Below are 14,412 nucleotides of genomic sequence, written 5' to 3' on the forward strand. Positions count from 1 at the left end.
CCTTCCTCATGAAGAAGTTCCTACTCTTCGCATGGCTAGTGCTGGCGCTCGTCGTAGTTGCCACCGAATGGACCGACGGCTTTCATCGGGTCGCTTTTCGGGCAGATCGTGACTATGTGACTCCGCAAGATGTGGTCCTTGCAACGCCGCGAGCCACAAGCGGTGGACCGGTTTCGGAGGTGTATCTTCGAAAGGATAATTCACCGCCAGAGGCACCGGTGCAAGTTTCAGAATGGGTCGCGGTGAATTCATTTCCAGAAACGGACTTGTTCCGTGGGGCGATGCATATGAGGCCTCACCCGAAGAAACCATCAACGTGGTTTATTTCGACGTACTCCGGGTTGGTCCTTCAGGCAACACGTGAACAAGGCTCTGGCGACTTGCGAGTGACAACTGTCGTGGATCTAACATCGGAAAATCTCGGCTGCTTGTTATCTTTCGCCCTTCAGCCCAACGAACGCGATGAGCCAACGTCAATATTTTTGTTTTATCGTTCTATCGATGACGCTAGGAGAAAGTTTTACCGCGTGGTGCGATGCCCGGTTAAAAGCGATGGCATTGCGTTACCGACGGATCAGCAAATCTTGATTGAACAAGAAGTGGAACATTACGAGCACCTCGGAGGTGCGCTCGATTTTGACGAGAATGGATTCTTGCTGATTGCGGTCGGCGACAACGGCTTGCATGATGACCTTTCAGAGCATTCACAGCGGATCGATCGCAGCCTGTTCTCAGGGATCTTGCGAATCGATGTGAATCGGACCGGTGGCGAGACTAGCTTTCCCAGTCGTCGACTGCCTGCCAACGGCCAAACCGGCGGATACTACGTCCCAAATGACAATCCGTTTGTGGATCACCCTGGGGCGCTGCCTGAGTTTTGGTCGATCGGATTTCGTAATCCGTTCCGAATGCACTTCGACACGGTTGCCGGAGCAGCATGGGTTGGCGAAGTCGGGCAAGATCGATTCGAGCAACTTGAAAAGGCAAGTCACGCTACGAATCATCAGTGGAGCTATCGCGAGGGTCGCGAACGATTCCATCGTAGCTATCTTCACGGACGACCGCCGACGCCATTTCTGGGAATTGACACTGCGCCACATTACGAGTACTTCCATCAAGACCAAGACTACTGCATCGTGGCCGGCCCAGTGTATCGACATCAGCGGTACCCTCAGCTGAACAGCAAGGTGCTTTTCGGCGACAATCAATCAGGTCGGGTGTGGGCAATCGACACCGACGCGGGCCGTTCTCCGCAGCTGCTACTGCGACTGCCCAGCGGCAAACGGCATGCGAGTCTGACATCGATTTGCGTCGATCATGAAGGCAGGATTTTCACAACTTCGTTTGCATCCCGCGGCGGGGTAGCTTCGATTCACGAGTTAGTTCCGCAGGCCCCCGCCAAAATGCCGATTCGCTTGTCGGAGACCGCTTACTTTAAAACGCTGTCACCTTTGATTCCTTCCGGAGAGTTCGTGCCGTACACGGTGAACTCGCCGCTATGGTCCGATGGAATGGAAAAGGACCGTTGGTTTACGATTCCCGAGGGCACTCTAATTGACAATTCTGGTGACGAACAAACCCATTGGAAATTCCCAAAGGGATCTGTGTTCATCAAGCATTTCCGCGCTCCCGATGATAACAATAAGCGGACACGTTCGGACAACATTGAAACAAGGATCTTGATTCAGGGGACCACGGATTCTGTTTACGGGGCGACCTATCGCTGGGATGATGACGGGCAAGACGCGATCTTAGTTCTAAAACGTGATCGAATCGAATCGATGCCGGTGCCCCGATCCGCCGAAGGGGCCAGCGATACCTTCTCGTACCGGTTACCTAGCCCCAACGATTGCTTGGTATGCCACAATCGAGACAACCTGAATCTCGGTTTTACGACAGCTCAGTTCAACCGACCTAGCGAAGACGCTTCTCAGGAAAACCAGATCGTCGCAATCGGGCGCAAAGGTTGGTTGAAAAAAACTTATTCGTTGGACGAATTGGCGTCGCTAAACCGGTTGGTGCCACTAGACGGCACTGAGGCGTCACTCGAGCACCGAGCACGGTCTTATCTGCATAGTAACTGTTCGTTATGCCACCATCGAGATGGTACGCAGCGAACGCATTTCCTGGCAAACATCGATATTCCACTCAATGATGCGGCAATGGTGGATGCCGATGCACAGACATGGTACATGCCGATCGACCAGCGAGTTACCAAGAAAGTCATTCGCGGCGGAGAACCTGATTTGTCATTGCTCTATCGGCGGATGACCACACATCAAGATGAGCATGCGATGCCATACCTGGGGCGAAACACTGTTGATCGAAATGCGGCAGAGACGATCGCGCAATGGATCCGCTCTTTATCAGAGCCATAGCGATTCGACACTCTGCGTTTTTACGATGGCTTCGATCGAAAACTGGACGACTAGTGGCGTACTGCTTTTTACAAAGCTCTGCTGCCCTTTCTGCCGCCGATTGAAATACACTCGGGCAGGATACTGGAAATGAAGCACGACGATTACACCAAACTGACGGTCTGCCAGCCTGTTGATTTCCATTGGTGCCCTTCGCTCCGCGAATGCAGCGGATGAGGGCGCTTGGCAGTCATCCGGGGATCTTCAACAGCATTAAAACACTCGTGAAACTCGGCGAGTTGTTGGCACATCAAAGGGATTTCCGTAAGTAAGAAACAGGCCATCCGACTTGCTTCCTTCGAAACAGACTTGTTCAAGGCAACTCAACGCCGAACAATTAGTTCAAAGATTCATGCGATTGCGGTGGAACTGGGACCGAGGCGAACGCCAATCGGCTAATCCTCATCTCCAAGGTTGATAGTGCAATGGCAAGCTAAGGCCATTTTGCGATTGCTCATGCCGTCATCGCGTCGCGTTCAGGTTGATAGGTCACCGCGTCGATCCTAAGTTCGATCGTCCCCGAAGGGACATTCCAGCGGACCAGATCGCCAACGCGGTAGCCTAGGATTGCGGTTCCGACGGGCGCGAATACAGACAAACGGCCCTCAGCAATATTCGCATCCTCGGGGTACACCAGTGTGTACCGGTCGGTTTCACCGCTGCCAATTTCTGTCAGAACGACGATGGAGTTCATGGTCACAACATCACCGGGCACCTTGCTGGATTCGATGACTTCGGCATGCTGCAATTCGGACGCGAGATCGCGGAGCAATTTCCGGTCGGCGATCATGCCCATCATCTTGTCAGCCAACAACGCTGACAAACGAGTGTAATCGTCGAATGTTACAATGATTTTCCGGGATGCCATGAAGAAAAATCCACTTGGGGTGTGATGTCGTATTGAAACGAATTGGGATTGAAAGCGATGTACAACAAGACCAGTACGCCTGGTAGCACGAGCAACGAAAACATCATCAACACGAGATAAGCGAACCGTCGTCCCTCGTCGTCGAACTCCTGCGCCCCGACGGGCGAGTTCCAGCGATTGACCAACAGCCGGCTTTCAATTGACTGTCGAGAACGAGGCAATTGGTTTGATTTAGTTCGCGTTGTTCGTGGTGACGTAGCTCTCATTGCTGTAGCCATGAACGAGTCCTCGATTGGCGGACAGTCTTTCAGAAATTGATGTCGAGATCAGTCCCTTTTTCCATCTCAACGGACCGGATAAGTTCTGATTGCAAACGTCGGACCGGACTGAAAACATCAGTGCTTTTGGTGAAAGCTGGCGCGATTACCGACTTTCACGTCGCCCGCGGTTTCCATAGTGCGTCCATGCGTTGACGCTTCTAGCCGCGTCTGTTGAATCAAGGTATTCTTCGTTGGCGTTCCCTCCTTCAGCCGAGTCCGTGTTTTGTCTTCTCCTGAGTTTCTGCCGTTGCCTCGTCGGGGTGAAAAAATTGCCCCTGAATTCTTCCGTTCAATCGCCGAAAGTACCGTCGACTGGGAAAGCTGGTTTTCGGTAACCGGCGAAGTCTTGTGGGTTAACGAAGCTGTTCGACGCTTCACAGGTATTTCGCCGGAAGAGTGCCTGAAGATGGACGACTATCCGATGCAATTGATCGCCGCAGACGATCGGTCACGCATCGCGGCGCTGTTGCGCGAAGCTGTCAGTGGCAGCACCGAAAACAACGTCGAATTTCGGATCTTGCACCGCGATGGTTCTACGCGCTGGGTCGCGGTGTCATGGCAACCAATGAAAGACGATAACGGCCGATCGCTCGGCTACCGAACCAGTGTGCGCGATGTCACCGAAAAGCGTCATATGCGCGAGCAGCTACGGCTGCAAAACGAACACTTAGAACAGATCGTCCAGGAGCGAACTGCGAAGATCGCTCAACTTGAAAAGCATCGCTTAAAAATGGAAAAGCTGGCGGCCCTCGGTGAACTCGCCGCCGGTGTCGCCCATGAAATTAATAATCCATTGGCGGGCATCCGGAATGTTTTCGAGCTGCTCAAGCGTCAGTTGCCCACTGACGTCAAACATTACGACAAACTGTCACTCATTGATGCCGAAATAGAGCGGATTAGCGGCATCACGCATCAGATGTATCAGCTCTACCGGCCAAGCCAGCAGCGTTCAACAGTCTTTTCAGTTCGAAAAACGATCGACGAAGTCCTTGCTTTGACCGTGCCCATGTCGCGAAAGTCAAGCGTCGGCGTGAAAGTGAACTACGTAACGATGGAACGCGCGCCGGACCTATCGAAAGAAGAAGTCGTGCTTCGAGAGGGGGAATTAAAGCAGATTCTACTAAATCTGATTCACAACGCGATTCAAGCATCGCCGCGCGGAAACAACGTTCAACTCGAAGTTCACAATTCACGCGACCAATTATCGATCTCCGTTCACGATCAAGGTTGCGGAATCTCTGAAGAGAATCTGGATAAAGTGTTCGATCCGTTTTTTAGTACCAAAGCGGCGAAAGTAGGGCAAGGGATGGGACTTGGGCTTTCGGTCACCAAGGGGTTGATCGAAGCGATGCAAGGCACGATCACCGTGTCCAGCAAACTCGGTATCGGTACCGAGTTTAAGTTGCGCTTGCCAAGAAATCTTCAGCTAAAGTCGGAAGCGTAGATGTGCACTAACGCTAACAAGGATCGATACCTCAACGACAGCTTTCACTCGGGTGTATCGTTGAAAATGGAGTTTTCCAGGATTCTTGTTCGCCGAGTTTCCCGAGTCCGCTGAAGGCGAGAAACTGCGATCCGTCGAGCTCGCTCAGCTGCCAAGGCAACCGCGGCAAGAGGCTTTGATTCGACCGCGGTGGTCACGACGGTTTTAAATTTGGGCATCACGATTTTGATACGACACCGCATGTCTTCGCCACCGCGAGGCCCGTTTTCGTCTGTCAACGCAACATCAACCTGACTGATTCGGTCCGAAAAACGTTCCAGAGTCGATCGAACACGAGCAGTGATAAGTGCTCGCATGACTTCCTGGCGGGGGCTGGGAGCGATTCCAACAGAGACGTTCATAGGAAAATCCTGAATGACGAAGGGGGTTTTTGGGAAGCTACGCAGTGACAAATCCGAAGGCCGAGGTATGCCAGCTGATGCGCCGACGGCGTTTCTGATTCGTCCTACTTGGGTGCCACCATATGACGGTCTGGCGTTGGTAACGGCTGAAGTGCAATCGTTCGTGCAAACGCCCATCGGCTACTCGCTAAGACCCTGAATTTCGATTCCAGCGAATCGCTGAGTGACACGACCTACAGCGACTGGAGTGCGACGGCGGCTAACACGACGAGAAGTAGCAATACTGTTCCGATCAACTGTTCACGCGGAGTCATCGAATCGAGATCGCTATCTCGATCTGATGGCTCTTGGGTTTCGACGGCGGTGTCGATCACAGACATGACAGGTCTCCACAACAAAGAGTAAGGAATGACTGAGAGGACATTCGATACCTCTGGGAAATGCAAACCCGATGCCATGGTCCGATTTGCTCGATTTACAGCAGAAAAGTGCGATCTCGCGTCTCCTTAAGAAGACACGGTCAGCGCCAGGCGACGAGTGAGGTTGGTTTCCTGGTAATGACCGCATCGAAGTGACGTTGATCACACAACGCCCGCGCCCCGCCCACAATTATCCGGCGCATGACGCTGTTGCGACGGGCGATCAGGTTGATCGACCATCACGATCGAAATTTTCAAATGCGTCCGTCAGGTTCCGCGTCGATTGCCATACCAGCGAATCTGCATCCGATCGCAATATTGGAAGCCATGCGATTCGGTCAGCGGCCGTAGTTGCTTCTGGGCCCGATCCATCGCTTCGGTCGTCACGCCTTCAGGCATAATAAAGACGTCGTCGGCTGCGACGTCCAGCTGATCAGCGACCGAGCAGATTTCGGTGAATTGGTCGGGAGACGAGACGACGAACTTCAGTTGGTAGTCTTTGGCCCCATCGATCAATCGGCGCATGATATCGATCGGCAAACGACGTGACTGATGAAGCTCGCTCCAACGAGGATGTTGGTCGGGATCGGGGGTACTTCCCGCCAACTTGGGGCTGAGTGAAAGAAGGTCGCAAGCGATCGGCTTATCAATCGTTCCGGCGGTCTCGATTGTGACATGAAGTCCTTCTTCAAACAGTCGGTTACACAGTGACTCAATTGCGGAGGGCAGCAGAGGTTCACCGCCAGTGAGGACGACATAATCAACTTTGGCTTGGATCGCATCGTTGACCAATTGATCAAGTGACACCGTTTTGCCGGTTGGCGACCAAGATGCATACGGCGTATCGCAGAACCAACATCGCAGATTGCAGCCGCTCGTGCGAATAAAGAAACTGTTCATCCCCGTCAGTTTGCCTTCGCCTTGTCGACTCACGAACGATTCGCTCAGAAAAACCGACGAGTGTCGACGCATCTCCGCTCCCGACGTCTTCACGGAAGGAAGCGTCGGCGATTTCGGCGAACCGGCGTCGAGGCGTCCCCTGGTCGAGTTAGCCGTGGCGTGCGACACTTGTGTTTTTCCCAAAGGAGATCTTGTCCGTTGAGTGAGTCTAAGAATTTCCGCGAAATCCTGGAGGTATTTGAAAACCCCAGCCAATCGCGTGATTTTACCATCGTCCACCATTGCCCCGAGTTCACGTCGGTGTGTCCCAAGACGGGTCAGCCCGATTACGGCAAGATTATTTTTACCTACGTGCCGGGCGAAGTTTGTGTGGAGCTGAAAAGCTTAAAAATGTACCTTCAAGCGTTCCGAAATGAAGGGATCTTTTACGAAGCCGTGACCAATCGGATCATGGACGACTTTCTGGCCGTTGTACAGCCGAAAAGTGCAACCGTCGAAAGTCAGTGGACCCCCCGTGGCGGTTTGCACAGCAATATCGTCGTTCAGTTTCCTTCCCCCGAAGCCTCCTAGTTCTGCCCGATATGTCTGACCAAATCCCTGTCCTGCTAAGTGGTTTTGCCGACGAAGCGGCCAACGAAAAACTAGCCGTCCAACAGTTTTCTGCGTTCGCGGCGCTCGGTTTGCGCTACTATTCGATCCGCTTCATCGATGCCGGTGAAGGGATCAAAAACGTGATGATGCTGTCCGATAGTGAAATCGAACACGTCAAAAAGATGCAAGCCGATTATGGACTCAAGGTCAGCAGTATCGGTTCGCCCATCGGAAAGGTCAAACTTCAAGACGTCGATGACGGCACGTCAAACAAGTACGTTCCATTTGAAAAGTACTTGGCCGAAGATGTCCAGACTGCATGTGATCGTGCCGAGGCGTTCAGCGCAAAATTGATCCGCGGCTTCGCGTTCTATCACCCGAAGGGAACCGATCCGAACGAGCATCTAGACCAAGTTTCTGATCAACTCGGACAGATCGCCGAAGCCTGCGACAAACGTGGCCTGACCTTCGGTTTGGAAGTCGAAGCGAATTTGGTCGGCCAAACTGGTGAGTTGCTTAAAACGATCGCCGAAAAGGTCAATCACCCGGCAATGTTGACGATCTTTGATGGTGCCAACATCGTCACCCAAGGCTTCACCGCCGACGAAACCTACGCTCAATACCTGGCGATGAAACCCAGCATGGGTTGGCTGCACATCAAGGATTATCACGACCCGTCGCCCACCGGTCGCATCAAGCACGTCGACGAAGCGAGCTTGGCAAACTTCGTCCCCGCCGACTGCGGCGATAGCGGCCACGAGGCGATTCTTCGTGACCTCAAAGATTTCCTGCCAGAACTGCATCGCCGGATGACCGATCGAGGCGCCGATGGCGTGTTCCTGGATTTGGAACCGCACGTCAAAGGTGGCGGTCAGTTTGGCGGATTCAGTGGTCCCGACGGATTTGGCGTTGCCTTACGAGGACTCTGCCGCGTTCTGGATTATGTCCAAGTCCCGTATGACCTACGTGGCTTTGCCGACATCAAAGGCTAGCACGTCGGCCTGACAATTGCACCGCTCAGCATGTCGATTGACGCACTTTTCAGGAAGTGGCGTAAGGCACCGGCACTGTCGAAGAGCTGGCACCAACGCCCGATCAGTGATGAGATAAACTGTAGATGTATTCTGCCGATCGAATTCATGCTTTTCGGCAGCGCGTCAATCGGGCTGACGAATTGGATTCCACGCATCACGTTCGGTAGGGCGTCGTGCGATTCGTGTCGGACGTTGTGATCGTTGAACGCTCGAAGTTGTATCTGCCTTCCTCGGCTGTCTGGCAAGTTGCGTTTGTTGACGAAGCTGGCTTCTTTGGGCGGCTTCGAAATAGGGATTGACTTGAATCGATGGCATGATCACCGGTTTCGGCAGCGTGACTGATTGCTGCAAGGGATCGATAAGTTCTTCCCCATCGCGTCCACTTGGCACCAACAAATCTTCTTCGCCATCTTCAAGGTTGCCTTCAAACCATGCTTTGTCATCGAGCAAGAGATCTTCATCAAGCAGCGACTCGGTAGCTTCGTCTATGCGATCGACGCTCCCGGCCGGCGCCGGTAACGCTTCGGCCGCTTCACCGGGTATCTGAGGCTGCCGGCTAACGTCCTTTCCTGGTGGAAGTGGCTCAGCCTCGATATCACTCGGCGAAAGAAGCGGTTCTTCGGCAGTCGTTGATGGCTCAATGAGATCCGTCGTGGCATCATCAAGTTGCTCACCTGGGATAAGTTCGATGGGATCTTTGGCCGAAGGCCCCAATCTTCGCGGTACAAGCTCGGCAGCAGCATCGGGGCGCGGCGTGTCGGCCTGCGGAGTGGGGATTGCTTCGAGTGGCTTTTCTGGCGGCATCGAAGGAGTTTCTAGTAGCGGAGGCGGTGTCGTCGCCGGCGTTTGCAATTGCTCGATTGGGGCGAATTGGTGGTTCTCAAGTCGCTGAGGGGGCGAGTCCCATTGCGACGGGTATCCGTGAACCGCAGGATCGCTTGGCAGTGCTTGCGCGGGATGGCCGGTGATCGGATTCGCCGGCAATGGTCCCGGGACAGTCACCGTGCTTTGAGGTCGGTGGTTCGGTACCAAAGGCGACGGCATCTTACGGTGGTGCAAACGGCTCCCCGGGACTCCACCGTAATGCGATCCCATGGGGGCATCACATGAGTCTCCGTCGCAAGCGGGAGCAACAAGATTCCTCTTTGGAAGTGCGGTGCCTGGGGGATAGATCTGATTGCACGGGTCACAATTTCCGTGTGAAGAGTGGCGATCACAATTGGGGCAAGTGTGGTAGCCATCTCCCCAACCGACACCGAGAATCCGACCGATGTGCTGCAGTTTTCCAGGTCCGTCTGCCGAGGCGGCACCTCCAACGCATGTCGCAAGTCCCAGCAGCAGGGCTCGCCTTAGGAAACGTGACCTAACGCTAGAAGCCACGGCGTTTGAACGCGATGGCTCGTGTTTTTTCGCCGGGGCAGTCCGTTTGATATTCGAGCGGGCGTCCATAGGTCATCTTGATTGGGCGATTTTCTTGGCCGGTTGAAGCATGCGGCTGATCGGAAAAATCGGCACCTTGGGTGTCTTCGGTCGAACCCGTGAGGAATGAAAAGCCCCTATCACCGCGAGGGCGGGCAGGGTCGTGCTGTCTGGCATGACTTTGCGGGTTGCTGCACGCAGCTCAGGGAGTCAAGAAAAGCAAAAGCGGGCGGTCCCCTACGTCGGGGGCACTGTTTGCGAGCTAGCGTTACTGGTTAGCTCTCCATGGTCGGCTTTAGAGTTCGACTCGACACAATCAGAGCTGTCAAATTTCCGCCGTGAAACAATCCCGGTGGGCCGAGTACAAACAGCGGATTTAACAGCAGTCACCGGTCAGCACTTCGTATCTCTCCAACAGATTTTTCGTGATGTCCAATCGAAGAAGGTTTCTTGTCGATCGTCCTGTTCAGTTCGCGATTATCCGTCGGATGTTGGTGCATTGGTGCCTCGCGATCTTAACGCTGATGGTCATTGGCGTTTTCGTGCAGTTGGCGTTCACGCCCGATGGTGTTTCATTGACTCAAGCGATCGCGCGATCATACGCGGCCCAAGGTCCCTTACTAGCACTCATGTTTGTGCTAATGCCGGTGTACATTTGGGATGTTGTGAAACTCAGTCACCGATTCGCCGGTCCGATGCTGCGTTTGCGGGCAATCATGAGTGAGCTTGCCGATGGGGGCTCGGCGACTCAACTGCGTTTCCGACCGGGGGATTTCTGGCAGGAGACGGCGGACGACTTCAATCGCTTTTATGACGCTCATCTTGCATTGAAGGACCGCTGCACAGAACTTGAGCGGAGACTTGAACGGTATGAGCGTGACGAGGAAGTCGCCGAAGAGGCGGCACCGGTTTCATAGTCGCTTTCAATCATCCGGCTAATTTGACCAACCGATCGTCTTGTTCGAATATCTTGCCACAGGTCAAAGGGATGATCGACCAACTCCAATCGGCGGGCTTCGGCGGGGCACCACAACGTAGCGGGTGGCTCTGTCAGCCGAGTTTTTTTCGCTAGCGGGCCATGACAAGGCCTTCCGGTCTACGCACCAATTGACGAGCACGTCATAATACAGGGGTTACGCTTGAAATCCCTGAACGAGACTTGCGACGATGTTTCGACTGCTAAAAGAAATCCATGGGACGATTCAGTCCCTGGCGACTCTTCCCATGGTGACCGGCCTTGCAATTTTGGCCTTCACCGCGATTCCTGTTGCCGCTCAAGACGCTTCCCCGGACGATCAGGCCACGCCAGTAGCCGATGCCGCTACGTCCGACGACCAAGCTTCAAACGAAGTCGACGGCACCGATGCCGGGCAGGAAGATTTGGACGAGGCAGCGATTCTGGGGATCGATGCGAAGCAACCGGCCGAGCTGCGGCGTGTGGAATTGTTGCTGCAATCAGCGATGAAAAAGGGACTGACGGGCGAGAACGCCGCATTTGCCAAAAAGATGTTGGGCTCTGTGTTGTTCAAAAAGGCCCAGCAAATTGTTGCCGCGATGCGTTCGGCTCCCCGGCCGCGGATTGTCCCAATTCGCGACGAAGCTTTGCGAACGCTTGAAGAAGCGTTGGCCAACGAGCCAGAACTTGTCGACGCACATCTGCTCATCGCACAACTGAACCTGCTTCCCGGCGGTGACCGCCAAGCCGTTACTGAATCGGCCACTCGAGCGATCGAGATTCTTAAAGATCGCCCCACCGAACGAAGTGCAGCTTATGTGCTGCGTGCACTTGCGTGGGGAGCCGGTGACGAAGAGAAACGGCTGGAAGACTTGAACTCGGCGATCAAAGACGATCCCAAGAACCTCGAAGCGCTCCAAGCTCGGGCGGCACTAAAGCTGCAGGAAGAAGACGTCGCCGGGGCGATCGAAGACATGGAGCGGGTGATGCAGCAGGACCCGAACAATCGCTTGGTCGAACCAGTTGTTCAGAAACTCGCCGAACTTGAACGGTTGGATGACGCACTGAAGTTGCTCACGCAAGCCCTGGAAGCCAACCCGACCGAAGGGCTTTATCGAATGCGAGCCATCTTGTACCGAATGGAAAACAAGGAGGAAGAAGCGCTCGCGGATTTGAATAAAGCATTAGCGATCCAACCACGTGATCCCATTTCGCTCCTTCAGCGTGCCGAAATAGCGATCGGAAACAAAAATGTACAAGGCGCAAAGGACGACTTACGAGCCGCCGAACGAATCGATCCACGTGTCGCACTGATCGAACAGGCAATCGCGGTCCGCTGCATGATCGCCATGGAAGAGGGCCGAATGAGCGACGCGATCAACGAGCTAAAAACGCTGATCGAACGCAACCCCGATAATATGGGGTGGCAATTGCAACTCGCCGGGCTGTACATCTCCGACGATCGTCCGCGCCAAGCCGCCGAACTGATGACGACAATTCTCGATCGTGATCCGAAAAACATCGGCGCCCTTCGGACTCGCGCCGATGCTTATCTCAACACTGGGATGCATGAAAAAGCGATCGAGGATTATGAAACGGCAATCGGAATCATCGGCGAAGACGAATCCGCTCGTGAACTACCAGGCATCCTAAATAACTTGGCCTGGGTTTTAGCCACCAGCCCGGAAGAGAGCATTCGAGACGGTAAGAAGGCAGTCGAAATGGCGAAACGAGCAGTCGATTTGACCGACGAATCGCTGCCTCACATCCTCAGCACTCTTGCCGCCGCATACGCCGAAAACGGCGACTTTGAGAATGCGGTGCAGTGGAGCACCAAAGCGGTCGAGACAGGCAAAGAGCAGGGGCATGAACAAATCGATCAACTGCAAGAAGAACTCGACCAATACAAGGCGAAGAAACCTTGGCGAGAGAAACAAGAAGTTGAGGAAAATGCGACTCCAATTCTTTCTCCCGATGACTTGATCGACACCTGATCGGGTGACCGGACTCACGCTACCGCTATTCTGAGTGCTCCGTCTGGAACCGAAGGTCTCGGGCGGCCCATCAGCCGTCGTGCGTTAGCCCCATTGATTGCACCGAGACCGTGGCGAACGCTAGCCGGCAACTTCTGATTTCAGAGGTTAAAGTGCCACGTGTTCAGGTGAAACGATCGTCATCGGCCATTCCCCGATCGGTGATCTGGACAAATGATTAGAGCGTGACCGGTTCGAATAGATCTTTCAGTTGCCCCGTGCTGTCGGCAAACGTTTCCAGCGGAACGCCCGCATGATTGAGGAGGGTCAGGTGAAGATTCGAAAGCGGCGTCGGATTGTCATACTGGATGTGACGCCCTCCGCGAAGTCCGTCGGCTTGGCCGCCCGCGACTAGAATCGGCAGATTTGCGTGGTCGTGCGCGTCAGGGTCTCCCATGCCGCTGCCATAAAGGAACAGCGAATGATCCAGCATCGTGCCATCGCCTTCAGGAATCTTAGCGAGCTTCTCCAAGAACTCGGCGAATAGAGATACATGGAAGCGATTAATCTTGGCGACTTTCGCTAGCTTGTCCGGGTTGTTTCCGTGGTGTGTTGTGGGGTGGTGAGGATCGGGAACACCGATTTCGGGGTAGGTTCGAGTGCTCGCTTCGCGGGCGAGTTGGAATGTAGAAATTCGCGTCACTTCGCCGCGAAACGCCAGAATTTGAAGCTCGAACATCAGACGTGCATGATCGGCGTAAGCGGCCGGTACTCCGACGGGACGATCGAGATCTGGCAGCGGGTTGTCTTGGGCCGAGTCTTCGGCGTTTTTAATTCTCCGCTCAACCTCGCGAATACTGGTCAAGTAGTCGTCGACTCGGTTGCGATCATTCGCTCCCAATTGTTGGGTCAAGCGTTTCATTTCGCTTGTGATCGAATCCAACAAACTCGCTCGTCGATGCAGCTGTGCAAGTCGCTCGGCGGGCGTTCCGCCATCGCCGAACAGCATCTCGAAAACTAATCGCGGATGCGACTCGGCAGGTAAGGGGGTTGTTGGCGATGACCAGGACAGATTGTTTTGATAAACGCAAGCGTAGCCGTTATCACACTGGCCGACCGTATTGACCGAATCCATCGCCAATTCCAGCGAAGCCATCGGCGAATCCTGGCCGATCTTGAGCGCCGCGATTTGATCGACGGTCGTCCCCAAATAATAGTCAGTGCTTTCGGTTAGTTTCGCTCGAGCGGCACTCAGAAACGCGGAATTGCTTGTCGCGTGTGAACCTGGGTATGCGTTTTGCAGATCGAACCCAGTCATCACCAATAACTGTTCCTTTACCGATTCCAACGGTTGCAAACTGGGAGTCAATTTTGCGAGCGGCCCGCCGGAGCCCTTCGGGGTCCATGCGTCTGGATGGTATCCCATCGGGACGTAGTAATACCCGATTCGACGAATATTCGGTTCCCTTGAAACCGTTGACGCACTCACCGAAGGCAGCATTGCATCGAGGACTGGCAACGACATTGCGACGCCACTGCCACGCAAAATCGTCCGTCGTGACAATGGCCGTTTGGAGACTGGTGGCATGATTCAACCTCGGGGAGGAGTTCGGTTCGTGTGCGGCGTGTGAACTTATTGACAACGGCTAGTTGAAGGCGACAGCGAGTGCA

14 protein-coding genes are annotated in these 14,412 nt (G+C 54.1%); 6 read left to right on the forward strand and 8 right to left on the reverse strand.

What is annotated here, in order from left to right; translation table 11 throughout:
* Positions 1-8: 8 nt before the first annotated feature.
* Positions 9-2,378, forward strand: coding sequence for a PQQ-dependent sugar dehydrogenase (locus FYC48_RS10795; protein ID WP_149496717.1), 2,370 nt, complete (start codon positions 9-11; stop codon positions 2,376-2,378).
* On the opposite strand, the gene FYC48_RS10800 is transcribed toward FYC48_RS10795, so the two are convergent.
* From FYC48_RS10800 to FYC48_RS10810, 3 genes are all read right to left on the reverse strand, one after another.
* Positions 2,367-2,561, reverse strand: coding sequence for a hypothetical protein (locus FYC48_RS10800; RefSeq protein ID WP_149496718.1), 195 nt, complete (start codon positions 2,559-2,561; stop codon positions 2,367-2,369). The genes FYC48_RS10795 and FYC48_RS10800 overlap by 12 nt on opposite strands.
* A 310-nt stretch (positions 2,562-2,871) precedes the next feature.
* On the reverse strand, positions 2,872-3,285 hold the full coding sequence (rnk, locus tag FYC48_RS10805) for a nucleoside diphosphate kinase regulator (RefSeq protein WP_149496719.1): 414 nt from the start codon (positions 3,283-3,285) through the stop codon (positions 2,872-2,874).
* Positions 3,261-3,506: a hypothetical protein gene (locus tag FYC48_RS10810; protein ID WP_149496720.1), complete on the reverse strand. Its 246-nt coding sequence runs from the start codon at positions 3,504-3,506 to the stop codon at positions 3,261-3,263. Before FYC48_RS10810 ends, rnk begins: the two co-directional genes overlap by 25 nt.
* Positions 3,507-3,828: 322 nt before the next feature.
* Between FYC48_RS10810 and FYC48_RS10815 the strand changes: the two genes are divergently transcribed.
* Entirely contained in the window at positions 3,829-5,049 is a 1,221-nt protein-coding gene (locus tag FYC48_RS10815; protein ID WP_149496721.1) for a two-component system sensor histidine kinase NtrB, read from the forward strand.
* Between the two features lie 44 nt (positions 5,050-5,093).
* Here FYC48_RS10815 and FYC48_RS10820 read toward each other — a convergent pair whose 3' ends face one another.
* The 3 genes from FYC48_RS10820 to FYC48_RS10825 all read right to left on the reverse strand — a co-directional run bounded on the left by FYC48_RS10820 (position 5,094) and on the right by FYC48_RS10825 (position 6,802).
* Positions 5,094-5,450 (reverse strand): hypothetical protein, encoded by a 357-nt coding sequence (locus FYC48_RS10820; RefSeq protein WP_149496722.1) that lies wholly within the window; start codon positions 5,448-5,450, stop codon positions 5,094-5,096.
* Between the two features lie 233 nt (positions 5,451-5,683).
* The gene (locus FYC48_RS27740) at positions 5,684-5,830 is read right to left on the reverse strand and encodes a hypothetical protein (RefSeq protein ID WP_160149453.1); all 147 of its coding nucleotides are present in this window, start codon (positions 5,828-5,830) and stop codon (positions 5,684-5,686) included.
* Positions 5,831-6,136: 306 nt separating this feature from the next.
* Positions 6,137-6,802: a 7-carboxy-7-deazaguanine synthase QueE gene (locus FYC48_RS10825; RefSeq protein ID WP_235034197.1), complete on the reverse strand. Its 666-nt coding sequence runs from the start codon at positions 6,800-6,802 to the stop codon at positions 6,137-6,139.
* A gap of 165 nt (positions 6,803-6,967) precedes the next feature.
* Here FYC48_RS10825 and queF point away from each other — a divergent pair, with 165 nt between their 5' ends.
* Together queF and FYC48_RS10835 are read left to right on the forward strand one after the other, a co-directional pair.
* Positions 6,968-7,339 carry a preQ(1) synthase gene (gene queF, locus FYC48_RS10830; protein ID WP_149496724.1) on the forward strand — a complete coding sequence of 124 codons (372 nt, stop codon included), beginning with the start codon at positions 6,968-6,970 and terminating at the stop codon, positions 7,337-7,339.
* A gap of 11 nt (positions 7,340-7,350) precedes the next feature.
* Positions 7,351-8,352: a sugar phosphate isomerase/epimerase family protein gene (locus FYC48_RS10835; protein ID WP_149496725.1), complete on the forward strand. Its 1,002-nt coding sequence runs from the start codon at positions 7,351-7,353 to the stop codon at positions 8,350-8,352.
* 165 nt (positions 8,353-8,517) lie between these two features.
* Here FYC48_RS10835 and FYC48_RS10840 read toward each other — a convergent pair whose 3' ends face one another.
* Positions 8,518-9,396, reverse strand: a complete 879-nt coding sequence (locus FYC48_RS10840; protein ID WP_160149454.1) for a hypothetical protein — start codon at positions 9,394-9,396, stop codon at positions 8,518-8,520.
* Between the two features lie 845 nt (positions 9,397-10,241).
* Between FYC48_RS10840 and FYC48_RS10845 the strand changes: the two genes are divergently transcribed.
* Positions 10,242-10,730 carry a hypothetical protein gene (locus FYC48_RS10845; RefSeq protein ID WP_149496727.1) on the forward strand — a complete coding sequence of 163 codons (489 nt, stop codon included), beginning with the start codon at positions 10,242-10,244 and terminating at the stop codon, positions 10,728-10,730.
* A gap of 250 nt (positions 10,731-10,980) precedes the next feature.
* Positions 10,981-12,762, forward strand: a complete 1,782-nt coding sequence (locus FYC48_RS10850; RefSeq protein ID WP_149496728.1) for a tetratricopeptide repeat protein — start codon at positions 10,981-10,983, stop codon at positions 12,760-12,762.
* Between the two features lie 217 nt (positions 12,763-12,979).
* On the opposite strand, the gene FYC48_RS10855 is transcribed toward FYC48_RS10850, so the two are convergent.
* Entirely contained in the window at positions 12,980-14,329 is a 1,350-nt protein-coding gene (locus FYC48_RS10855) for a DUF1552 domain-containing protein (protein WP_149496729.1), read from the reverse strand.
* Between the last annotated feature and the right edge of the window lie 83 nt (positions 14,330-14,412).

The organism is Roseiconus lacunae, from assembly GCF_008312935.1.
GTDB lineage: Bacteria > Planctomycetota > Planctomycetia > Pirellulales > Pirellulaceae > Stieleria > Stieleria lacunae.

Coding starts and splice junctions, on each gene's coding strand:
- FYC48_RS10795 (WP_149496717.1), top strand. CDS start 9: ATGAAGAAGTTCCTACTCTTCGCATGGCTAGTGCTGGCGCTCGTCGTA.
- FYC48_RS10800 (WP_149496718.1), bottom strand. CDS start 2,561: ATGGAAATCAACAGGCTGGCAGACCGTCAGTTTGGTGTAATCGTCGTG.
- rnk (WP_149496719.1), bottom strand. CDS start 3,285: ATGGCATCCCGGAAAATCATTGTAACATTCGACGATTACACTCGTTTG.
- FYC48_RS10820 (WP_149496722.1), bottom strand. CDS start 5,450: ATGAACGTCTCTGTTGGAATCGCTCCCAGCCCCCGCCAGGAAGTCATG.
- FYC48_RS27740 (WP_160149453.1), bottom strand. CDS start 5,830: ATGTCTGTGATCGACACCGCCGTCGAAACCCAAGAGCCATCAGATCGA.
- FYC48_RS10835 (WP_149496725.1), top strand. CDS start 7,351: ATGTCTGACCAAATCCCTGTCCTGCTAAGTGGTTTTGCCGACGAAGCG.
- FYC48_RS10845 (WP_149496727.1), top strand. CDS start 10,242: ATGTCCAATCGAAGAAGGTTTCTTGTCGATCGTCCTGTTCAGTTCGCG.
- FYC48_RS10850 (WP_149496728.1), top strand. CDS start 10,981: ATGTTTCGACTGCTAAAAGAAATCCATGGGACGATTCAGTCCCTGGCG.
- FYC48_RS10855 (WP_149496729.1), bottom strand. CDS start 14,329: ATGCCACCAGTCTCCAAACGGCCATTGTCACGACGGACGATTTTGCGT.